Here is a 20,051-nt window from a genome sequence, read left to right as displayed (position 1 = left end):
CGGAAGGAGACACGGATTGATCAAACGAACTATGATTTTTCATGGACTCGCCCTCGCTGTCGATGGCTGTTTAGACTGCCACCGTGGCGCATTGACGCCTCGGCTTGGGCGAGTCCATCCAATTACAAAAGTCAGCGTTGATCTTCAACTGTAGGAGCCGGCTTGCTGGCGATGCACTCAAGTGCGCCGCGTTTGTCCAGTTCGCACGCGTTATCGTTAACGACCATCGCTGGCAAGCCAGCTCCTACAAAAATCAGCGTTGATCTTCACCTGTAGGAGCCGGCTTGCTGGCGATGGGCTCGAGCGCGCTGCGTTAATCCAGTTCGCACGCGTTTTCGTTAACGACCATCGCTGGCAAGCCAGCTCCTACAAAAGTCAGCGTTGAGCTTCACCTGTAGGAGCCGGCTTGCTGGCGATGGGCTCGAGCGCGCTGCGTTTATCCGGTTAGCACGCGTTATCGTTAACGACCATCGCCAGCAGGCTGGCTCCTACAAGGGGCTTACTGTCCCGTCACCACCAACGGCACCTCTGCCCGACGCAGATCCAGGGGCGGCAACTTGGTCGGCTGGCTCAAGCCCTGCAACACCCGGGCATCGTAATCATAAATGTCGGGCTTGAACGTCACCCGCCCGTCATTGCTCAGGTCCACGGTCCAATAGGCCAGCAACACCGGTACTTTCACCGGCAGCCGGATGTTCTCGGTCCGGCCGTTGGCCAACTGTTTTTGAATCCCGGCGCTGTTCCAACGCACCGGATCGTTGAACAACAACTCGACCAGTTGCAGCGGATTTTCCACACGGATGCAGCCTGAACTGGTGGCCCGGACCGTTTTCGCGAACAGCTCGCGGTGCGGCGTGTCATGCAGGTAAATCGCATAGTCGTTGGGGAAGCGGATCACCACCTGCCCCAGCGAACTGTCGGGCCCGGCATCCTGACGCAGGTGGATGCCCCGTGGGTTGCTCCAGTCAACGTCCGACGGATTGAGCACATTGCCTTCGCGATCAAGCACGCGAATCCGGTTGGCGGCCAGATAGCCCGGATCGTTCTGGACCTTTGGAATCACGTCCTGCTTGAGAATGGTCGGCGGCACGGTCCAGGTCGGGTTGAACGTGATGTAGGTGATTTCGGCCTGGAACACCGGCGTGCTGCGCACCGGCTTGCCGACCTGCACCCGCGAATGCCAGATCGGCAGACCATCGCGGTACATCGCCACCTTGTACCCGGCGATATCGACGATCACGAACGTGCCCTGAAGCTTGTACAGCAACCAGCGGGCGCGCTCCATGTTGACCCGCACCTGATCGATCCGCGCCTCGACCGGCACGTTCAGAGCCTTCAGCGTCGCCGCCCCCGCTACGCCATCGGCCCCCAGGTATTGCTCGACCTGGTACTTCTTCACCGCGGCAATGACCTTGTCGTCGTAGCCGGCCTTTTTCGACGCTTGCGGGTCCAGGTAACCGCCCGCCACCAGACGCGCACGCAATTGTGCGACCGCCACCCCGTCCATACCGGGCTTGAGCGATTGACCTTCGGCGACTTTCGGCCAGCCGCCCGCCTCACGGACCTGGCGCAAACGGGCCAGGCCCTCACGCAAATTGCGGTAGATCGTTTCCTGAGGCGGCGCATCGGCGAATGCACGTGCCACGTCATGGGCATCGAGGGCGGCGAACAGGTTGTTCATGTCTTCGCGGGCATCACCGCCGGCCGGGTCGAAATTCCAGTGAATGTCCAGCCGCGACGGATCGACCTTGCCACGCCGCAGTTGCAGCAGCGCGGTGATGAACGTGCGGGTGGCGGCCATGTCGAACATCACCCTTTGTGCCGTGGAAGGCATGGCCGCCACCAGCGACTCATGGGCCTGGGCCAGTTCGGTGATGCGAAAATCCGCCGGGTTCAGGCCGTCGATCCGGGTGTCTTCGAGGCTCTTGAGCAACTGCGCCACGTCCCGATCATCCGTCCACGCGGCGCGGTAGTTGCGGTGCATATAGAAATCCAGCACCACCCGATTGATATCCACACGCTGATTGCGCCTGGACGTGAGCAACGGCGGAAAGGCCGAGCGCAGCGGTTCCAGCGATGCCTGAATGGCCTGGCCGAGCGCATCGTCGGGCGCCGCGGCGTCGATTGTGCTGCTTGTCGCAGATACCGGCTCAATCGGCGACGTTTGCCCAATCGCTGCACCGCTGATCAGAAAGCCCATAAAAAATATGCGGCTTATGACGAATGACCTTGTTAATTGCACCATGGATAATCCTTAATCCCCCGTTTCAACCGACTAGCTTTCCGCTCGCTGCTAGCTAGACTCGAAATTATCATGATGAGACCCGACTATGGCGCTAAACCGCTTTGGCCTTTTATTTGCCATTTTACTGACGTGCCTTTCAGTAACGTCAGCCTACGCCGATTCGCTTGAAAACGCGCTGGTCAAAGCAGCACCAGGCGCCGACGCCAAAGTGATTGCCCTGGCCGTTCGCGCAACTCAATGCAGCCGCGCCCAAGGTGTCGCCCCGGCCCAACGGCTGGCAGTGATCGATTACTCCCTGCCCTCGACCGAACAACGCCTGTGGGTCTTTGATCTTAAGCGGCGTAAGTTGCTGTTTCACGAACTGGTCGCCCATGGCCGCAACAGCGGTGAAAACATGGCCACGCTGTTCTCCAACCGCAACGAAAGCCACGCCACCAGCCTCGGCCTGTTCCGCACCCAGCAAAGCTACAGCGGCCAGAACGGTTACTCGCTGCGCATGGAGGGCCTGGAGCCCGGCTTCAACGACAACGCCTTTGACCGCGCCATCGTCATTCACGGCGCGCCCTATGTCAGCCCGGTGCTGGCCCGCGCCAATGGCCGCATCGGCCGCAGCCTGGGTTGCCCGGCCGTCCGCCCGGCAATCGCCCATCGCCTGATCGACTCGATGAAGGACGGGCAGTTGTTGTTTTCCTACTACCCGGACCAACGCTGGCTGAAGTCGTCTTCCTACATCAACTGCGGCGACACCGTGGCCTCGAGGGAAAAACCCGCTTCAAGCCAGAAAACGACGTCCAACCTGTCAAAACTGTAATCCCCGCCTCAGGCTGCTGAAAGGCACCGCTCGCTAGCCTCGTCGACAAGTTCAACAGGCTGACGGGCGGAACACACGGCATGCACTCCCACACTTCAAGACGCACCTTCGTCAAAGGCCTGGCCATCGGCGGGCTCTTCGGCGGCCTCGGGTTATGGCGCACACCGGTCTGGGCGCTCGGCAGTCCCGGCGAACCGCAGGTGTTGGCCGGCAGCGATTTCGACCTGGTCATCGGCCAATCCCCGGTCAACTTCACCGGCAACCCACGCACCGCGATGACCATCAACGGCGGCATCCCCGGCCCGCTGCTGCGCTGGCGTGAAGGCGATACGGTGACGTTGCGGGTGCGCAACAAACTCAAGGACAGCACCTCCATCCACTGGCACGGCATCTTGCTGCCGGCCAACATGGACGGCGTGCCAGGCCTGAGCTTCAAGGGCATCGAGCCGGGCGGCATGTACGTCTACCAGTTCACCGTGCGCCAGAACGGCACCTACTGGTATCACAGCCATTCGGGGTTCCAGGAGCAATCCGGCGTCTACGGCCCGCTGGTGATCGACGCCAAGGACCCGGAGCCGTTCCAGTACGACCGCGACTACGTGGTGATGCTCAGCGACTGGACCGACGAAGACCCGGTCGGCCTGATGAAGACCCTGAAAAAACAGTCCGACTACTACAACTTCAACAAGCGCACCGTGGGCGACTTCATCCACGACGTCAGCGAAAAGGGCTGGGGGCCGACCGTCGCCGACCGCACCATGTGGGCGCAAATGAAAATGAACCCCACCGACCTGGCGGACGTCGGCGGCGCCACTTACACCTACCTGTTGAACGGCCAGGCGCCGGACATGAACTGGACCGGGATATTCCGCCTGGGGGAAAAACTGCGGCTGCGCTTCATCAACGGCTCGGCCATGAGCTACTTCGACGTGCGCATCCCCGGCCTGAAAATGACCGTGGTCGCTGCCGATGGCCTGCACGTCAAACCGGTGAGCGTCGACGAGTTTCGCATTGCCGTGGCGGAGACCTTCGACGTCATCGTCGAGCCGACCGAAGCGGCCTACACCCTGTTCGCCCAGGCGATGGATCGCACCGGCTACGCACGCGGCACCCTCGCGGTGAAGGAAGGACTGCCTGCACCGCTGCCGCCACTGGACCCGCGCCCCCTGGTGACCATGGACGACATGGGCATGGCCGGCATGGACCACGGCAGCATGGCGGGCATGGATCACAGCAACATGGCCGACATGCCCGGCATGCAGTCCCACCCGGCCTCGGAAACCGACAACCCGCTGGTGGACATGCAAGCCATGTCCACCTCACCGAAACTCGACGACCCGGGCATGGGCCTGCGCAACAACGGTCGCCGCGTGCTCACCTATGCCGACCTGCGCAGCACCTTCGAAGACCCGGACGGCCGCGAGCCTGGCCGCACCCTCGAGCTGCACCTGACAGGCCACATGGAAAAATTCGCCTGGTCGTTCAACGGCGTGAAGTTCTCTGACGCACAGCCCCTGCGCCTCAAGTACGGCGAGCGGCTGCGCGTCGTGCTGGTCAACGACACGATGATGATGCACCCCATCCACCTGCACGGCATGTGGAGCGACCTCGAAGACGAGAACGGCCAGTTCATGGTGCGCAAACACACCATCGACATGCCACCCGGTTCCCGGCGCAGCTATCGGGTCACCGCCGATGCGCTCGGCCGCTGGGCCTATCACTGCCATCTCCTGTACCACATGGAAATGGGCATGTTCCGTGAAGTTCGCGTGGAAGAATGAGGCGCACCCCATGATTCGATTCACCCCGTTTTTTATCGCACTCGCGACCTCCACGACGATGGCCGCCAACGATGACATGCAAGGCATGGATCACAGCCAGATGGACCACGGCCAGATGCAGAGCATGGACGAAGGCCGGATGCAGCCCGCCGCACCCAGCGAAAGCCGTACGCCCATCCCGCTGCTGACCGATGCCGATCGCGCGGCGGTGTATGCCGATCCCGCCGGTCACCGCGTACATGACAGCGCGCTCAACAGTTTTTTCCTCGCCGACAAACTCGAATGGCAGGACGCCGATGACGGCAGCACCCTGGCCTGGGATCTGTCCGGTTGGGTCGGCGGTGACATCGATCGCCTGTGGCTGCGCTCCGAAGGCGAACGCAGCAACGGCGTGACCGAGGACGCGGAAATCCAGGCCCTGTGGGGCCACGCCATTTCCCCGTGGTGGGACGTCGTCAGCGGGGTGCGCCAGGACTTCAAACCCGGCGCCCCGCAAACCTGGGCCGCGCTCGGCGTGCAAGGCATGGCGCTGTACAACTTCGAAGCCCAAGCGACGGCCTTCATCGGCGAAGGCGGCCAGAGCGCCGTGCGGCTGGAAGGCGACTACGACATCCTGCTGACCAATCGGCTGATCCTGCAACCGACCGTCGAACTTAACGCCTACGGCAAAAACGATCCGCAGCGGGGCATCGGCGCGGGGCTGTCCAACACCGAAGCCGGCCTGCGTCTGCGCTACGAAATCCGCCGGGAATTCGCGCCCTACCTCGGCGTGACCTGGAACCGCACCTACGGCAACACCGCCGACTTTGCCAATGACGAAGGCGAGGACCGCAGCGAAACACGCCTGGTGCTCGGTGTGCGGATGTGGTTCTGAACACCCCCAAACCAACAACAACCGCTTCAAGCGGTAGAGGACCTTGCATGCGCCACATAAAACCCGCCGCTGTCGTTATCGCGATGCTCATGAGCACCCTCGCTCAAGCTCACCCGAAACTGCTCGCCTCCACCCCGGCGGAAGGCGCGACAGGTGCCCCGCCGGACAAGATCGAACTGCACTTTTCCGAAAACCTCGTCACCCAGTTTTCCGGGGCAAAACTGCTGATGACCGAAATGTCCGGCATGGCCCACGCCCCGATGCCGGTCAAGGCCAAAGTCAGCGCCAGCAGTGATCCGAAGACCATGCTCATCACACCGACAGCGCCCTTGACTGCCGGCACCTACAAGGTCGAATGGCGCGCGGTGTCGTCGGACACCCACCCGATCACCGGCAACGTCACGTTCAAAGTGAAATGATCGATGAGCGACTCGGCCAATGTCGTGCTGCGGTTTGTGCTGTATGTGGACTTGATGCTGTTGTTTGGCGTCGCGCTGTTCGGGCTGTACAGCTTCAGAGGGCAGGAGCGGCTATCCGGGCTGCCCTTTCGCCGCTTGCTGACGGGAACTGCGGGAGTCGGTGCACTGCTGTCCAGCGCAGGCATGGTGCTGATGGCCAGCGCCATGAGCGGCGAATCAGACGTTGCCCAATTGCGTCCGCACCTCGAGATGATGCTGTTCGAGACCGACGTCGGATTGGCCTGGGTCGTGCGGATGATTGCGCTGGTGGTCGCGGGGCTGGCGTTGATGCTTTACCCGCGCGCCCCCACCAGCAGCCTGCTGATCGCCGCCACGGCCGGCGGCATCGCCCTCGCCAGCCTGGCCTGGAGCGGGCATGGCGCCATGGACGAAGGCAGTCGCCGTTTCTGGCACTTCCTGGCGGACATCCTGCACCTGTTGGCAGCGGGCGCCTGGCTCGGTGCGTTGCTGGCCTTTGTGTTGCTCGCGCAAACCCGCGCCCTGCCAACCCGGGCGCACGCAGGGTTGCTGGTTCGCGCGGTCAAGCGATTCGAGCCAGTCGGTGCGCTGATCGTGGTGATCATCAGCGTGACGGGCGTGGTGAACTACCTGTTCATCGTCGGCCCGAAACTCGAAGAGGTTCTGCTCAGCCACTACGGAATCCTGCTGGCGATAAAAGTACTGCTGTTTGCCGGAATGCTGGTGTTGGCGGCACTGAACCGCTTCCATCTCGGCCCCTTGCTGGAGCGGTCGTTGCGCGACGGCCAACATCGCGCGGCGGCCCACGCACTTCGGCGCAGCGTGGTGGTGGAAATGGCCGCGGCGCTGGTGATTGTGGGGTTGGTGGCGTGGTTGGGGACGTTGAGCCCGGAAGGGGAAATGAGCGGCTTTTAGCGGGTGTTGATTTTTCACAGCGCTGAAAACTTCACTACACTCCCCCCTTCAAAACCACCCCAGCACAAAAGTCCGATGACAATGAAGACAATCAACAGAGCAATGATGCTCGGCGGTTTGCTCGCACTCTCCCTTGGCGCCCAGGCAGAACCTTCGCACCTGGACAGCGTCATGCAACAGGGACAGCTGCGCGTTTGCACCACCGGTGACTACAAGCCCTACACTTTCAAGGCCGAAGACGGCGAGTATTCCGGCATCGACATCGCCATGGCCCGCAGCCTGGCCGAGAGCCTGGGCGTCAAGGTCGAGTGGGTGCCCACCACCTGGAAAACCCTGATGCCCGACATGCTCGCCGGCAAGTGCGACATCGCCATGGGCGGCATCTCGGTCACCCTGGAGCGGCAGAAAAAAGCCTTCTTCAGCACCACCCTGGACGTCGACGGCAAAATCCCGCTGGTGCGCTGCGAAGACCAGGCGCTGTACCAGACCGTCGAACAGATCAACCAGCCTGCGGTTCGCCTGGTCGAACCTGCCGGCGGCACCAACGAAGCGTTCGTCCACGCCTACCTGCCCCGGGCGCAATTGCAGCTGCGCGACAACATCAGCATCTTTCAGGAACTGCTGGATAAAAAAGCCGACGTGATGATCACCGATGCGTCGGAGGCGCTGTATCAGCAGAAGCTCAAGCCCGGCCTGTGCGCAGTCAACCCGACGCACTCCATGCAATACGGCGAAAAAGCCTACCTGCTGCCCCGCGACGACATCACCTGGAAGCTGTACGTCGATCAGTGGCTGCACCTGGCCAAGGTGACCGGCAATTACCAGAAGATTCTGCGGCAGTGGCTGGCGGTGCCCGAGGGCAAATAACGGCGTGCCTGCGACTGGAATGGGTGACCGCCGTCAGGCCGTTTTCCAACAAGACCTGACGCGAGAACCGCAGGCCAAGGCCTTTGGTCATGCCTTGTCAATTCTCGTTACATGTTTGAAACTACTCTCTCACCGAACGACAGTCCGGTCGATGCCTCGACCGGGCAGCACCTCAAAAAAGGACAGATCATGAGCAGCACGGATGAATTGCAAACCTACAATGTCAGCCCGAAATGGCAAGAACGCTTCGCTTTTTTTGATCAGCACGGCGGCCCCAAAAGCCCGGATTTCAAACTGGCTTTCAAACAGTTGCCAGCGCGCAAGCGCCTCCTGATCAACCTGAACCTCATCGCGTTTTTTTTCGGGCCGATCTATTTTTTCGTGCTTGGACTGTGGAAAAAGAACCTGGCGATCATCGCGATCATCGTTGCCATATCCGTTGCCCTGACAGTGGTTTTCGCCCTGCTGGGTTATGAAGAAGCACCCAAGGCCTTCAACAGCGGCATGAACGTTGTCTTTGCACTCATGTACGGATTGAGCGCCAACTACGCCTACTACCTGAAACAGGTAAAAGGCTCGCAAGGCTGGAATCCTTTCGAAGGCTTGAGGATGATCTGAGCCTGATCCAGTGCGCAGCGGTGGACATCACGCCAGCGCTGCGCCACCGGTCAATCGTCGTGCAGCAAACCCGAGCTGTACTCGCCAAAGCTATTGCCCAGCGCACTGCCATGGAAATTCATCTTGTTGGCGTTGCTGTTGGTGGGCCCCGGGCCAAAGCCGGCCGGCTGCACCGAGTCGGCCGAATAGTCGCGCTGAGTGCTCACAGCGGAACAGGCGCTCAATAGCACGGAACCCGCGATCAGCGAGACTTTGACCAGGTTTGCGATCATTTTTTCATTCCTGTGGGCTGAGGCGCGGAGGACACGACATTTGGCTTTCATCCTAGGCCTCGTCCGTGCCGGGCATCATGAAATGTTGCGTGGCGACAGCATCGGTTCAGGAACCCTGTGCACCGGGGCTCCATAGAGCCCCGGCGAGGCACGATCAGGCAATCAGGTCTGTGCCCGCGAACGTGGCAACACCCACCAGGGAAATCTCGAACTCCGCCGCCGTGTCGGCATCGGTGCTGCCGAACAGGACGCCGCCGGCGAAGCGCACCTGCCCGGTCGCATTGGCACTGAAGGCGTTCGCCCCGATAAAGCTGAAGGCATCATTGACGGCGGTGGCCACGTTGGCGTCCAGGGTCGACAGGTCGATTTTGTCCCCCTCGGCGGTTTTGAAATCCCCGATCACATCGCGCAATGTGCCCAGGCCCATTTCACTCAAGGCATCGAAGTCGAAGCGGTCGGCTCCGACACCGCCTGTGAGCTGGTCAACCCCCACCCCGCCGATCAGCAGGTCGTTACCGGTTCCCCCATTGAGCACGTCATTGCCCGCGCCGCCGATGAGGGTGTTGGCAGCCGTGTTGCCCGTCAGGCTGTCGTTGAAATTGCTGCCGGTCAGGTTTTCGAAGGCCAACAGCGTATCGCTGCCCGAACCGCCGGTGGCCTGGGCAGTGGTCACAGCCAGGCTGGCAGTCACCGCGCTGGCGGCAAAGGTGTAGGACGCGGTGTCGACACCATCGCCGCCATTGAGGATGTTGTTGCCGGCACCGGCAAACAGCGTGTTGCTCAACGTATTGCCGGTACCGTTGGCGGCGGTGGTTGCCAGCAGACGCAGGTTTTCCACGTTGGCGCCCAGGGTATAACCGGCCAGCGAGCTATAGACAGTGTCCGTGCCGCCGGTGGCGGCAACCGCGTTGGTTTCACTGACCACATCGCCGATGTTATCGACAACGTAGATGTCCGAACCGTCGCCCCCCACCATTGTGTCTACACCGGCACCGCCATCGAGAGAGTCATTGCCGGCACCGCCATTGAGGGCATCGTTGCCCGCGCCGCCAGTGAGGGTATTGGCAGCCGCATTACCGGTCAGGGTGTCGTTGAAATTACTGCCGGCCAGATTCTCGAAGGCCAGCAGCGTATCGCTGCCCGAGCCGCCCGTGGCCTGGGCGGTGCTGACCGCCAGACTGGCAACCACCCCACTGGCGGCAAAGGCATAAGACGCGGTATCGATGCCATCGCTGCCATGAAGGATGTTGTTGCCGGCCCCGGCAAACAGCGTGTTGTTCAAGGTATTGCCGGTGCCGTTGGCAGCGGTTGTGGCCATCAGGCGCAGGTTTTCCACGTTGGCGCCGAGGATATAGCTCGCCAGGGTGGTATAGACAGAATCCGTGCCGCCGGTAGCGGCAACTGCGTTGGTTTCACTGACCACATCACCGACGTTATCGACAATGTAAATGTCCGAACCGTCGCCACCGACCAGCGTGTCTGCACCGGCACCACCATCGAGGGTGTCATTGCCGGCAGCGCCATTGAGGGCATCGTTGCCCGCGCCGCCACTGAGGGTATTGGCGCCCGCATTGCCGGTCAGGGTGTCGTTGAAGTTACTGCCGGCCAGGTTCTCGAAGGCCAGCAACGTATCGCTGCCCGAGCCCCCCGTTGCCTGGGCGGTCGTCACCGCCAGGCTGGCCACCACCGCAGTGGCGGCAAAGGCATAAGACGCGGTATCGACACCATCGCCGCCATTGAGGATGTTGTTGCCGGCCCCGGCAAACAGCGTGTTGTTCAAGGTATTGCCAGTACCGTTGGCGGCGGTGGTGGCCAGCAGGCGCAGGTTTTCCACGTTGGCGCCCAGGGTGTAGGCGGCCAGAGAGCTACTGACCGTATCCGTGCCACCGGTGGCGGCGACAGCATTGGTTTCACTGACCACATCGCCGACATTATCGACAACGTAGGAGTCCGAACCGTCACCACCGATCAGCGTGTCTGCGCCGGCACCGCCGTTGAGGGTGTTGGCGCCCGCATTGCCGGTCAGGGTGTCGTTGAAGTTACTGCCGGTCAGGTTCTCGAAGGCCAGCAGCGTATCGCTGCCGGAGCCACCCGTGGCCTGGGCGGTGGTGACCGCCAGGCTGACCGTCACCGCACTGGTGGCAAAAGCGTAGGACACAGTATCGACGCCATCGCCGCCATTGAGGATATTGTTGCCGGCACCGGCGAAGATCGTGTTGTTCAACGCATTGCCGGTACCGTTCGCGGCAGTCGTGGCCAACAGGCGCAGGTTTTCCACGTTGGCGCCGAGGACGTTGGTCGCCAGCAGACTGTTGACCGTATCGATGCCACCGGTAGCCGCAACGGCGTTGGTTTCGCTGACGACATCGAACAGATTATCGACGAAGTAAGTGTCGGAGCCGTCGCCGCCGGTCATCCGGTCTGCGCCGCCACCGCCGTTGAGCGTGTCGTTGCCGGCGTCGCCGTTGAGATGGTCGTTTGCACTGCCGCCCGTGAGGGTGTCATCCCCCGCCCCGGCATCGATGACCACGCTTCCCACCCCCGCCCAGGTCAGCACGTTGGCCGCGGCATCGCCCGGCAGACCGGTCAACTTGTTGCCGCTTGCGTCGAAACGCTGGAAGTAAGTGCCTGAACCTGCGCCGTCCTGACCGATCGACTCCCAGACAACCACATAACCACCATCAATCAGTGTGGTCACCCGCGTGATGACCTGGTCGCCCGCTACCGTCGTATTGACCCGGGTTTCCGCCCCGACCAGAACGCCACTGGCATTAAGACGCTGAGTGAAAACGCCATCGACATCACCCGGGCCATTGCCCACCCAAGTGACCAGGTAGCCACCGTCGAACATTGCCGAAACGTGAGGCTCCCCCTGACCACCAGGGGTCGTGGTATTGACCCGGGTCTGCGCACCGATCTTGCCGCCGGCGGAGTTATAGAGCTGGGAAAATACGTCTCTTTGTTCCACTCCGGTAACCGTATTAGGGTAAGACTCCCAGATGAGCAGGTAATTGCCGTTGGCCTGCACGGCGACCATATGCTCGGACTGAATCTCCGCAGAGGGTGTATTGACCAGGGTTTCCACACCGACCTTGGCGCCAGCCGAGTTAAAGCGCTGGGTGAAGATGCCGTAGTCGTCTCCCGGCCCACTCCCCTCCCACACCGCCAGGTAACCACCGTCGGGCACACCAAAAATCTGCGGAAAATCCTGAGGCCCCACCGTAGTGGTGTTGATGTGAACCTCCCCACCGACCTTGACCCCGCTGGCATTGAAACGCTGCAGATAAGACCCGAAGTCGCCAGGGGTCTCCTCTGCCCCCCATGTCACCACATAACCACCGTCGGCCAGCGCAGTAATTTCAGGGGAATCGCGAAAGCCCGCCGTGGTTGTATTGACAACAGTTTCGCCACCAACCTTGGCCCCGCTGGCGCCGTACTGCTGGGTAAAGATGCAATCAGCCCCCCCGGTATTGAGGCCAGACCAGGTCACAACGTAACCGCCGTTCAACAACCCGACTACCGAAGGCTGACTCTGCTCGCCCGCCAGCGTGGTGTTGACCAGCGCCTCCCCCCCCACCTTGGCACCGCTGGCGTTGTAGCGCTGGGTGAATATTCCAGTGGCATCGCCAAGACCATTGCCATGCCAGGCGATGACAAAACCACCGTCGATTAGCCCATAGATATTCGGATCTTCCTGATCGCCTGGAGTCGTGGTGTTAATCAGAGTTTCACCGAAATTGGGCATGGCACACACCTTCTGGAGGGGGACGAGGTGGGACGGGGGGAATTTGTCAGATGAGATTAGATGGGTGCCATCAGAATGCTAGCTCGTTTGTCGGCTAGGTGGCCGCTTTGTAAGGGATCCGAGCAAGCAGGATTTTGTAGTGGTGTGTTCCGGCAAGGCGATTGTGTGAGTTAGCAACGCGACGTCATTCCCGTTTGCGCCTTGATCTGGCTAATACTGATGAACTCCTCCATCTCCCGGCCTCACCGCTTCCAGATTCCCAATGTCCGCAGCCAACGCTGCATCGCCCCGCTCTCCCGCCGTTTTTCCGTCGCGCCGATGATGGATTGGATGTAGCCATCGACCACAGCCCCAGCCAGCCTTGCTCAGACTGTGTTATTGCTTCTTTTTGTAGCAACTTTTAAGCAAGGTGTCAGACAGGCCTGTCAGGGGCACTACCGGTTCTCGGTTTGAACGGAGCTGAAACTTGCTGAGGAAAGGGGGCAGCAAGTCACCCATTCAGCCTTCGGCTGCTACGCTGAATGCTTCACGGAGGAAACACCATGCCAACCTCAGATTTGCTCCCTTCCCTGCTGTTCAAGATCAACGAAAACCAACTCGCTCTAGAAGCTGCCATCATGGAGCTGTCGAACTGGGTCGAGCAGCGCGGATCCGCCGACGTCGCCGACAACGTGCGCAGTGCCCTGGAGGCCATCGACAAAAATGAAGAATTCATCAAGATGACGCTCGCAGTGCTGATGACACCTGAGTGACTGCGGTGAGTTGGTTCTGGCCATACTCATCACTGCGCAGTAATAGTTGTGGTAGCTGCACAGTAATTCAGTCGCGTTTTAGCTTGTACTCTGGGGAAGACAACTCGGCATACGTTACTACAATTTTATTGTCAGCCGTTCGCTTGGCTTCAATATCAAGAGACATTATCGCGTAAATATCCTCCTCCACATTAAAGGTATGAACCTTATAGCTTTGCTTCCACACCCCAGGCAAAGTTTCTTTTAAAATCTTTGTAGGAACTTCTTGGTGTGTTTCCCTGTCTTCTATCATTACATTTAGAGTTGCCTTACCTCCGGCTTCGCCCGCATAAAGTTGATATCTAGGTTTTGTCTGAACCGCTCTCTTTCCAAAATCTGGCTCCACGGTGGGGCCAGGTTCATTAATATTTAAAGTGAATTTTTTGGCACCATCTAGGCGCAAGCTCCTAGTGCCATCATATCTGGTCAACCACCGAGCTCGCTCAAGTGTTGCAGAAACAAAAGATAGGCACACATTGGGCTCAGCAATTGTGACCTTTGTGTGGTTTGGTTTGTCCGGGCTAGCACTGACCTCTACCGCAGCAGCGGTCACACCAAATGCTTGAGCGATTTTTGAAGCATCAAGTTTAACGTTGCCTGAAGTTTTCTGAATAACCTCGTAGCTGTATTCTTTTGCCGTCAAACATTTATATGCAAATTCTTTATCAAGTACGACAGTCGAAAAATCTTTGAGCTGAACAATTTTCCAATCACTCGATTGGCTAAGATTAGATGTAGATCTTTCGATTTTGGCGTCGGCGGTTATCTGGCTGAACACGGCGTTAGCGCCAGCCGAGTACTTAGTATTTTCTTCTGTACTCACCGCGTTATATGTGGGGAGAATTTCTAGTTGGTCTGGCGTCACTTGAAATGCTGCCTGGCCAAGGGACTTAACACGATGATTTGTTTCTACCTTGCGTCCAACACCATTCCCAACAGGTGGAACGGCATCTGTCCATCCAATATCTGAGCCTGGACCGCTGAAGGTTGTGCAGCCTGATACTTGAAGAAGGAGCGGTAAAAGGAGAAGTGAATTTCGCATCTTGGTGCACCTGTATGGTCAAGTTGGCCCGCGATCCACTGAAATGGTGGGTACATACGTAATAGCAGATTGCCCATTTTTTGCCACCAATCTGGTGGTAACCCAAAAATCGATGACTAAACGGGATATTGTGCCTGCTGATCGTCAACCCTAGGTCGATAGCTACCGTTCATGGTTGGCAACAGTCGGCCAAAAGCTGTCGGAGGACAGATCGATGGCGAAGAGTAGCTACGTTGTTTTTTACCTGTCTTTATGAGCCGAATGCCCCAGCGCCTCGTGCGAACTAAGCCTTCCAGAGGGGGGTGGGGTCGCCCAGCGGTTAGGGCGAGCCCCCTCATGTCATGAGGGGCGTGGTTGTTAATACAAAAATTGCAATCTCCAAAGGTGAACTACGCTAACTCAGTGATGCCCGTAGGAGGTGATGCAATGTCAAAATTACTGATATGTCTCATGGGGCTCTCGCTTGGAGTTTCTGCTGCTGATTTGAATGAAGTGCTAAAGGGGCGCGGCATATGGTGGAAGAATCCTGCCAAAGTTCAGGATTCGTTGATCAAAAAACTTCAAGATATGGGTATGCGTCGAGTACACATCATGTTGACCGACACCCCCACCGTAGTATCGAAGTGTTCTCTTGCAACGCTTCCCAAACCCAGTTCAACTGTTAACCAACTCAAGACCCTGACGCATACTCTTCAACAGAAAAACATGTATATCATTGCGACGGTCTACCTCCCGCCGACGAAGGCCGCTGTTAATGCACTACTAGATCCTGACTCGGGCCCCGTGCCAGCCTTAATTGTCAAGGGTATAGATGCTATTGAATTGGATCTTGAAGGTGACTGGAAGCTTCACCCACCTTGCGGGTACACCAGTCACATCGCCGCGTTCCAAGACTTCAAGGATCGGGTCAAATCCATCAAGCAGGACATGCCGGTGGGTATCACTACTCACACTAGCCATATTGGAGAGATTGAGATTCCACTTGCTGCGGCAGACTATGTTTCTTTGCAGGCATACAGTAAATGCCCAGCATCCAACTGCAAGGCATTCGACAACTATACCGGGCCCGGCAAGTTTCAGAAGTACAGTATCGGCAAAATGAAAAATCTGAAAATTCCAATTGTGCTGGGCTTGGCAGCCTACCGTCAAACTTGGCCAGGGCATACTTTAGATGAGGCCATGCGGCTGGCGTTGAATGCAACGACGGGGATTATGGCAACCGACTCTCGTGTTCTCGGTTACTCATACTGGTCAACAAGCACGATCATCAAAACCAACGAGGCATACGAATTCTTGATGAAAGAAGCCGCGAAATGATCTGCCTGCGCCAGGGAGCCGCTCAAGCCGTTGACTTGATCCAGATCTGCAACACAGCCGTGGCCAACACCGCGTAGGCCAGATAAAACATATATTGGGCCTTTCGTACAAAAATTAAGGCCTAAATAGGCCTGAAGCGGCATCCGTCATGCCCTAAAAATGCCCTAAGATTACCTGTGCCCTGAACTGACACTAGCGAGCTGTGAGACAGACCTGTCACGGGCACTACCGGTTCTTCGTTTATAGCCTGGGAAAGTCGACTCTTGGTCACTCACCCAAAATTCGACTACTACGCTGAGTTCTTCACGGAGGATTCGCGATGCCACACACTGACCTGCTCCCTTCCCTGCTGTTAAGGATCAATAAAAACCTACTCGCCCTGGAAGCCGCAATCATGGAGCTCACAAATTGGGTTGATCAGCGCGGAGCCGCGGATGTCGCCGTCAACGTGCGCGGCGCCCTAGATGTGATCGACCACAACGAGGAGTTCATCAAGATGACACTCGCGGTGATGATGACGCCGGAGTAACCGCTATCGAACAAAGCAGAGCATGGACATACTGCAAACGACTTCGTAACCTGTATGAGCTCAGGTCGTTTTTTCTCCTTGTCTCACGTCAGTTTCTAGCAACATAAAAAATGGTCCCACGGGTCTAAATTCAGACCCGAACAATCACATTTCAATGCAGACATTTCGAATGCCAAAGCCACTAGACATATACAAAGAAAGCATAGATTCAATATACAAACTCAAAGAAACACTTCTAGAGCAACTCCCCTCCAATACCCTTTCCAAATTCGACACCGAGAACATTTCTAATTTAGGCATCGAAATAAAAAATCTATCAAATCACATATCAAACTCTCCAGACGATACTATCTCCGCAATTAACAGCGCTAGAGCCTTTGGCCTTTCGGCTTATAAATTTGCGTCCGGCATCGCCCAAAATACAAATCACGAACAAGCGGCAATTTCTACAGCCAATAAACTTTCAAACATGTCTTTGACACTATTAGAGAAAATCGACTCTGGACCATTCTATCGACCCCGTGAAGAATACCTCCAAGGTCCTGAGAACCACCACTCCAATAAAGATTCAATCTCAATCAATGAAAAGCAATTAATCGAACTTAAAGCAACATTAGAATCCGAAATCAAAACCTTCATAAGAGATATATCCAAGGGATCCGATGAAATTGAGCAACTAAAACAGAGAAGTCATTCAGAATACAAAAAGTCCAATGCTGATATATTGAAATTAACGGATGAAATAGAGCAACTCAAATCTATTATTTACGAACTTAATCAAGTCTTAGCAAAAGAATTAGATAAAGCCGCAAAAATTACAGAAGACGCTGTCCAGAGCAGCAAAGATAGCAACGACAAAATTCACAAACTACTCGGAGAGACGGCTACCAAAGTATTATTGGTAGATTATGCAGACACAGCCGAGACAGAAAATAAATCTGCCAACAAAATGAGAAATTGGTCATTAGCATGCATGACATTGACAGGAGTATTTTTGTGCATATCGATTTTTGAATCACTATTCAACGCATTTGACTGGAAACAATCAATTTTTAAAATATTTACAGCTATAGCTCTTTCAGTACCCGCCGCATATCTTGCAAGAGAATCAGCGAAACATAGAAACCAAGAACACATCAATAGACGAATTTCGCTAGACCTGAGAGCGATTAACCCATATATCGCCACCTTACCCACTGATGAACAAAACAAGATAAAATCGGATGTCGCAGCTAAAATTTTTGGCATGCAAGAAAACGGAAGTAATCTCCCAGACAATATCCCAATCAACATCCAAGAACTAGTAAAATTAATTATAGATAAAATCCCAACTCAAAAATAATCGACACCTCTAAATAATCAAGCACACATTAACAACTGAACTTGCCCGCAGGATCGACATAGATCGTTGCTGGCGAGGTAAAGCAGGCCGGAACTTGAAGCAGGCACAGTGGCAGCTTTCGACCGCCCTCGGCAATCGGCCCAAAAATGGAATAGCTCATGACGCTCGACATCCAGAAACTGTACGAATATACAGTTAACTTTGAGAATGGCTGCGGTCAGTTTTTTAGAGAACTATCTGATCACCGGGTGACCTAACCGTCCCCCGGCGGTCGCCAGCAAAATCCAAAACACTGGTTACACTGAAAGCCCACGTGGAACGCGTCGACGCCTGCTTCTGAAGAAGGGTTGAGAAAAGTGAACGTCATCTGGGAAGGTCTGTTGCCGGTTCGAGGCGAAAGCATGGTCATAGAAGGTGACGCCGCTTGAACTGATGCTGAACCTTCGCAAGCAAATTTACGGTTTTGATAACGGAGTAAATCTATGTTCGATCTCTCTTCAAAAACGGCCGACCAACTCCTTGGATGGTCGAACGTTGGGTTAGTTGTAGGCTCAATCCTTGTATTGCTAGCAACAATTGGAGCTATGTGGGCTACATCAGTTCGTGATACGTATTCAGAAATTCGCCAATCAAATAATGAGACCGCGGTGGTACAAGCATCAGCAGCTTCAAAAGCTGCTGATGCCCGGGCGGAAGAAGCTAAACGCGGATCGGCTGAAGCAACACTCAAAGCCGCAGAGGCGAATGAACGTGCCGCTCAACTCGAACAGCAGACAGCTGAGCTTAAAAAACAAGCAGAGGAGGCTAAAGCTGAAGCAGCAAAAGTCAACGAACGACTTCATAAGTTGCAGGCTACAAGGCAACTAACAAAAGACCAAATTGATCAGCTATCCTCACTTCTAAAGTCAGATCTCTTCAGGGCAGAGCCACCTGCAAACGTGAGAATTTTCTCTGTTGCGGATACAGAATCGCAACTTTACGCACTTAATTTTTTGAATCTAATGCGAACATCCAACGTCAATTTCTGCCCAACTCCAAATGGATGTCTTCCCGGCGAGTGTGTCCAACTCAACGAAACAGATGAAGGAGTTACATTCACCGTGGGCAGCCTAGAAACCAAACCTTCGACTCAAAGATTTGTTGCACTGCACCACTTGCTACTCGAATTGAACATACCTCACTTGATAAATGTAGACCCAAAACTCAAAGACCATGAAGCTACTATTACTATTTTGCAGAAACCCGTGGTGTAGTAACTTTAGAAACTTTTTATTTAAATCGCAGCCTGAGCGCATCATAACTTCGCTCGCACGCCAGCCCCGCTAATCTGGCGCGGTCATATGCTGCCGCCAACTCTCCCGCTCTCTTGTCAGTCCGCTGGAACAGGTCGGAGAGCACCATAGCGGCGCGAGCTGCTGTCGCGCCTCGCTTGGCAGTATTGGAATCGCAGGTGCTGCCACTGGCTCCTGCGATGAATTTGCCCGCCGCGACATGCAGCCGCTCGCTAGCAGCATCAGCATCAGCATCAGCAGCATGAGCAGTTGCAGTTTTGTACTGTTCTTTCGCATCGATTTTCACCCTATCAACGGCCGACTGGCGGCGCTGTTCCTCTTCCCGTGCCAAGCGCTCAGCCTGGGCAACGCCTTGAGCCTGAACCGCTACGAGGTCCGCCAGTTGCTTGCCGTACCGCCATTCCTGCACTTTCCAAGCCGAGGCCGCGCCGGCAACGATTAGCAGGACAACCATCGCCAACAAACCGAATAGCTTTTGTACCGATGTCAGCATCACTCCTCCTCTCGATCAGACAGATCCACAGTCTGGACAACAGCGGCATGTTTACAGCAAGGACTCTCGAACCATAGCGCCCCAGCTCCAGTTACCCGCATTTGTGACTATCTACTGCAGGCTGTCATGGCACGTCCTTGAAGAAGATGTGATGGCCGAGCCTCAACGTTTCCTTGGCGCCTTTTACCCAACCCGGCGGCCTCGGCATGGTGGTCGCGTAGTAGTGGGTCGCGCCACCGGTGGGATCCGGCACCTTTCCATCTATCACCTGGTCAGCGGCAATCCGCGATTGGGCGAGCTCGCGGAACGGAATCTTTTTCGCACCACTCAGGTAGGCGAAGTTCGGATCGTTCCTGTTCCAGCAACTGAACTGGTAGGGCTTCTGGCACACGCCGGCATAGCCCTCCCCCCACCACGACTTGTCCTTGCCGTCGTTTACGCGGTTGCGGATGGTACAGGCCACGGCGATCTGGCCGGCCAGGGATTCACCGCGAGCCTCACCCCACAGCGTGCGGGCGAGAATGTCGCGGTCTCTATCGGATACAGTCATCACTTTTCTCCAGGCATAAAAAAAACCCGCTCGAAGGCGGGTCTTCAAAGTTCAGGTACAAAAAAACCGCTCAAGGCGGCTACTCATCTGGGCACCACTTAACGATGTACTTTTCGTGTGTCGCTGGCCT

The 20,051-nt window shown here is 56.7% G+C and carries 19 protein-coding genes; 12 read left to right on the top strand and 7 right to left on the bottom strand.

Annotation, left to right across the window (positions count from 1 at the left end; all coding sequences use genetic code 11):
- Nucleotides 1-499: 499 nt before the first annotated feature.
- The gene (locus EI969_RS17725; RefSeq protein ID WP_160388926.1) at nucleotides 500-2,245 is read right to left on the bottom strand and encodes a murein L,D-transpeptidase; all 1,746 of its coding nucleotides are present in this window, start codon (nucleotides 2,243-2,245) and stop codon (nucleotides 500-502) included.
- Between the two features lie 85 nt (nucleotides 2,246-2,330).
- On the opposite strand from EI969_RS17725, the gene EI969_RS17720 reads away from it, so the two are divergent.
- The 7 genes from EI969_RS17720 to EI969_RS17690 all read left to right on the top strand — a co-directional run bounded on the left by EI969_RS17720 (nucleotide 2,331) and on the right by EI969_RS17690 (nucleotide 8,548).
- A complete protein-coding gene (locus EI969_RS17720) occupies nucleotides 2,331-3,056 on the top strand; it encodes a murein L,D-transpeptidase catalytic domain family protein (RefSeq protein ID WP_160388925.1) in 726 nt (241 codons plus the stop codon).
- A gap of 80 nt (nucleotides 3,057-3,136) precedes the next feature.
- Nucleotides 3,137-4,837 carry a copper resistance system multicopper oxidase gene (locus EI969_RS17715; protein WP_160388924.1) on the top strand — a complete coding sequence of 567 codons (1,701 nt, stop codon included), beginning with the start codon at nucleotides 3,137-3,139 and terminating at the stop codon, nucleotides 4,835-4,837.
- 10 nt (nucleotides 4,838-4,847) lie between these two features.
- The gene (locus EI969_RS17710; RefSeq protein ID WP_160388923.1) at nucleotides 4,848-5,711 is read left to right on the top strand and encodes a copper resistance protein B; all 864 of its coding nucleotides are present in this window, start codon (nucleotides 4,848-4,850) and stop codon (nucleotides 5,709-5,711) included.
- Nucleotides 5,712-5,758: 47 nt separating this feature from the next.
- On the top strand, nucleotides 5,759-6,130 hold the full coding sequence (gene copC, locus EI969_RS17705; RefSeq protein WP_160388922.1) for a copper homeostasis periplasmic binding protein CopC: 372 nt from the start codon (nucleotides 5,759-5,761) through the stop codon (nucleotides 6,128-6,130).
- A gap of 3 nt (nucleotides 6,131-6,133) precedes the next feature.
- The gene (gene copD, locus EI969_RS17700) at nucleotides 6,134-7,063 is read left to right on the top strand and encodes a copper homeostasis membrane protein CopD (protein WP_160388921.1); all 930 of its coding nucleotides are present in this window, start codon (nucleotides 6,134-6,136) and stop codon (nucleotides 7,061-7,063) included.
- A gap of 81 nt (nucleotides 7,064-7,144) precedes the next feature.
- Nucleotides 7,145-7,930: a transporter substrate-binding domain-containing protein gene (locus tag EI969_RS17695; RefSeq protein WP_160388920.1), complete on the top strand. Its 786-nt coding sequence runs from the start codon at nucleotides 7,145-7,147 to the stop codon at nucleotides 7,928-7,930.
- 189 nt (nucleotides 7,931-8,119) lie between these two features.
- Nucleotides 8,120-8,548, top strand: a complete 429-nt coding sequence (locus EI969_RS17690) for a DUF2628 domain-containing protein (RefSeq protein ID WP_160388919.1) — start codon at nucleotides 8,120-8,122, stop codon at nucleotides 8,546-8,548.
- Nucleotides 8,549-8,598: 50 nt separating this feature from the next.
- Here the strand turns inward: EI969_RS17690 and EI969_RS17685 are convergent, their stop codons facing one another.
- Both EI969_RS17685 and EI969_RS30805 read right to left on the bottom strand, forming a co-directional pair.
- Nucleotides 8,599-8,820: a hypothetical protein gene (locus EI969_RS17685; protein WP_160388918.1), complete on the bottom strand. Its 222-nt coding sequence runs from the start codon at nucleotides 8,818-8,820 to the stop codon at nucleotides 8,599-8,601.
- Between the two features lie 154 nt (nucleotides 8,821-8,974).
- Complete coding sequence (locus EI969_RS30805) at nucleotides 8,975-12,565, bottom strand: calcium-binding protein (protein ID WP_160388917.1); 3,591 nt, start codon at nucleotides 12,563-12,565, stop codon at nucleotides 8,975-8,977.
- Between the two features lie 542 nt (nucleotides 12,566-13,107).
- Between EI969_RS30805 and EI969_RS17675 the strand changes: the two genes are divergently transcribed.
- Nucleotides 13,108-13,317: a hypothetical protein gene (locus EI969_RS17675; protein ID WP_160388916.1), complete on the top strand. Its 210-nt coding sequence runs from the start codon at nucleotides 13,108-13,110 to the stop codon at nucleotides 13,315-13,317.
- A 67-nt stretch (nucleotides 13,318-13,384) separates the two neighbouring features.
- Here EI969_RS17675 and EI969_RS17670 read toward each other — a convergent pair whose 3' ends face one another.
- A complete protein-coding gene (locus EI969_RS17670) occupies nucleotides 13,385-14,398 on the bottom strand; it encodes a hypothetical protein (protein WP_160388915.1) in 1,014 nt (337 codons plus the stop codon).
- 426 nt (nucleotides 14,399-14,824) lie between these two features.
- Between EI969_RS17670 and EI969_RS17665 the strand changes: the two genes are divergently transcribed.
- From EI969_RS17665 to EI969_RS17655, 3 genes are all read left to right on the top strand, one after another.
- Nucleotides 14,825-15,715 (top strand): hypothetical protein, encoded by an 891-nt coding sequence (locus EI969_RS17665; RefSeq protein ID WP_160388914.1) that lies wholly within the window; start codon nucleotides 14,825-14,827, stop codon nucleotides 15,713-15,715.
- 319 nt (nucleotides 15,716-16,034) lie between these two features.
- Complete coding sequence (locus EI969_RS17660; protein WP_160388913.1) at nucleotides 16,035-16,244, top strand: hypothetical protein; 210 nt, start codon at nucleotides 16,035-16,037, stop codon at nucleotides 16,242-16,244.
- Between the two features lie 169 nt (nucleotides 16,245-16,413).
- Nucleotides 16,414-17,586 (top strand): hypothetical protein, encoded by a 1,173-nt coding sequence (locus EI969_RS17655; protein ID WP_160388912.1) that lies wholly within the window; start codon nucleotides 16,414-16,416, stop codon nucleotides 17,584-17,586.
- 28 nt (nucleotides 17,587-17,614) lie between these two features.
- On the opposite strand, the gene EI969_RS30610 is transcribed toward EI969_RS17655, so the two are convergent.
- Nucleotides 17,615-17,746, bottom strand: a complete 132-nt coding sequence (locus tag EI969_RS30610; RefSeq protein ID WP_256678325.1) for a hypothetical protein — start codon at nucleotides 17,744-17,746, stop codon at nucleotides 17,615-17,617.
- Nucleotides 17,747-18,068: 322 nt separating this feature from the next.
- Between EI969_RS30610 and EI969_RS17650 the strand changes: the two genes are divergently transcribed.
- On the top strand, nucleotides 18,069-18,839 hold the full coding sequence (locus tag EI969_RS17650) for a hypothetical protein (protein WP_160388911.1): 771 nt from the start codon (nucleotides 18,069-18,071) through the stop codon (nucleotides 18,837-18,839).
- Between the two features lie 16 nt (nucleotides 18,840-18,855).
- Here the strand turns inward: EI969_RS17650 and EI969_RS17645 are convergent, their stop codons facing one another.
- Both EI969_RS17645 and EI969_RS17640 read right to left on the bottom strand, forming a co-directional pair.
- Nucleotides 18,856-19,371: a DUF2514 family protein gene (locus EI969_RS17645; RefSeq protein ID WP_160388910.1), complete on the bottom strand. Its 516-nt coding sequence runs from the start codon at nucleotides 19,369-19,371 to the stop codon at nucleotides 18,856-18,858.
- Between the two features lie 124 nt (nucleotides 19,372-19,495).
- Complete coding sequence (locus tag EI969_RS17640; RefSeq protein ID WP_160388909.1) at nucleotides 19,496-19,921, bottom strand: cell wall hydrolase; 426 nt, start codon at nucleotides 19,919-19,921, stop codon at nucleotides 19,496-19,498.
- Nucleotides 19,922-20,051: the final 130 nt, after the last annotated feature.

Origin of the sequence: Pseudomonas sp. PB101, from assembly GCF_009764265.1 — a bacterium.
Taxonomy (GTDB): Bacteria; Pseudomonadota; Gammaproteobacteria; order Pseudomonadales; family Pseudomonadaceae; genus Aquipseudomonas.
The sequence above is the reverse complement of the archived record's forward strand: the minus strand, read 5'-3'. Positions and strand labels throughout refer to the sequence as shown.

Excerpts from the sequence above, each read along its gene's own strand:
- EI969_RS17690 (WP_160388919.1), top strand. The coding sequence starts at position 8,120 with ATGAGCAGCACGGATGAATTGCAAACCTACAATGTCAGCCCGAAATGG.
- EI969_RS30805 (WP_160388917.1), bottom strand. The coding sequence starts at position 12,565 with ATGCCCAATTTCGGTGAAACTCTGATTAACACCACGACTCCAGGCGAT.
- EI969_RS17655 (WP_160388912.1), top strand. The coding sequence starts at position 16,414 with ATGCCAAAGCCACTAGACATATACAAAGAAAGCATAGATTCAATATAC.
- EI969_RS17725 (WP_160388926.1), bottom strand. The coding sequence starts at position 2,245 with ATGGTGCAATTAACAAGGTCATTCGTCATAAGCCGCATATTTTTTATG.
- EI969_RS17670 (WP_160388915.1), bottom strand. The coding sequence starts at position 14,398 with ATGCGAAATTCACTTCTCCTTTTACCGCTCCTTCTTCAAGTATCAGGC.
- EI969_RS17665 (WP_160388914.1), top strand. The coding sequence starts at position 14,825 with ATGTCAAAATTACTGATATGTCTCATGGGGCTCTCGCTTGGAGTTTCT.
- EI969_RS17720 (WP_160388925.1), top strand. The coding sequence starts at position 2,331 with ATGGCGCTAAACCGCTTTGGCCTTTTATTTGCCATTTTACTGACGTGC.
- copC (WP_160388922.1), top strand. The coding sequence starts at position 5,759 with ATGCGCCACATAAAACCCGCCGCTGTCGTTATCGCGATGCTCATGAGC.
- EI969_RS17650 (WP_160388911.1), top strand. The coding sequence starts at position 18,069 with ATGTTCGATCTCTCTTCAAAAACGGCCGACCAACTCCTTGGATGGTCG.
- EI969_RS17710 (WP_160388923.1), top strand. The coding sequence starts at position 4,848 with ATGATTCGATTCACCCCGTTTTTTATCGCACTCGCGACCTCCACGACG.
- EI969_RS17715 (WP_160388924.1), top strand. The coding sequence starts at position 3,137 with ATGCACTCCCACACTTCAAGACGCACCTTCGTCAAAGGCCTGGCCATC.
- EI969_RS17645 (WP_160388910.1), bottom strand. The coding sequence starts at position 19,371 with ATGCTGACATCGGTACAAAAGCTATTCGGTTTGTTGGCGATGGTTGTC.
- EI969_RS30610 (WP_256678325.1), bottom strand. The coding sequence starts at position 17,746 with ATGAGCTATTCCATTTTTGGGCCGATTGCCGAGGGCGGTCGAAAGCTG.
- EI969_RS17675 (WP_160388916.1), top strand. The coding sequence starts at position 13,108 with ATGCCAACCTCAGATTTGCTCCCTTCCCTGCTGTTCAAGATCAACGAA.
- copD (WP_160388921.1), top strand. The coding sequence starts at position 6,134 with ATGAGCGACTCGGCCAATGTCGTGCTGCGGTTTGTGCTGTATGTGGAC.
- EI969_RS17695 (WP_160388920.1), top strand. The coding sequence starts at position 7,145 with ATGAAGACAATCAACAGAGCAATGATGCTCGGCGGTTTGCTCGCACTC.
- EI969_RS17685 (WP_160388918.1), bottom strand. The coding sequence starts at position 8,820 with ATGATCGCAAACCTGGTCAAAGTCTCGCTGATCGCGGGTTCCGTGCTA.
- EI969_RS17660 (WP_160388913.1), top strand. The coding sequence starts at position 16,035 with ATGCCACACACTGACCTGCTCCCTTCCCTGCTGTTAAGGATCAATAAA.
- EI969_RS17640 (WP_160388909.1), bottom strand. The coding sequence starts at position 19,921 with ATGACTGTATCCGATAGAGACCGCGACATTCTCGCCCGCACGCTGTGG.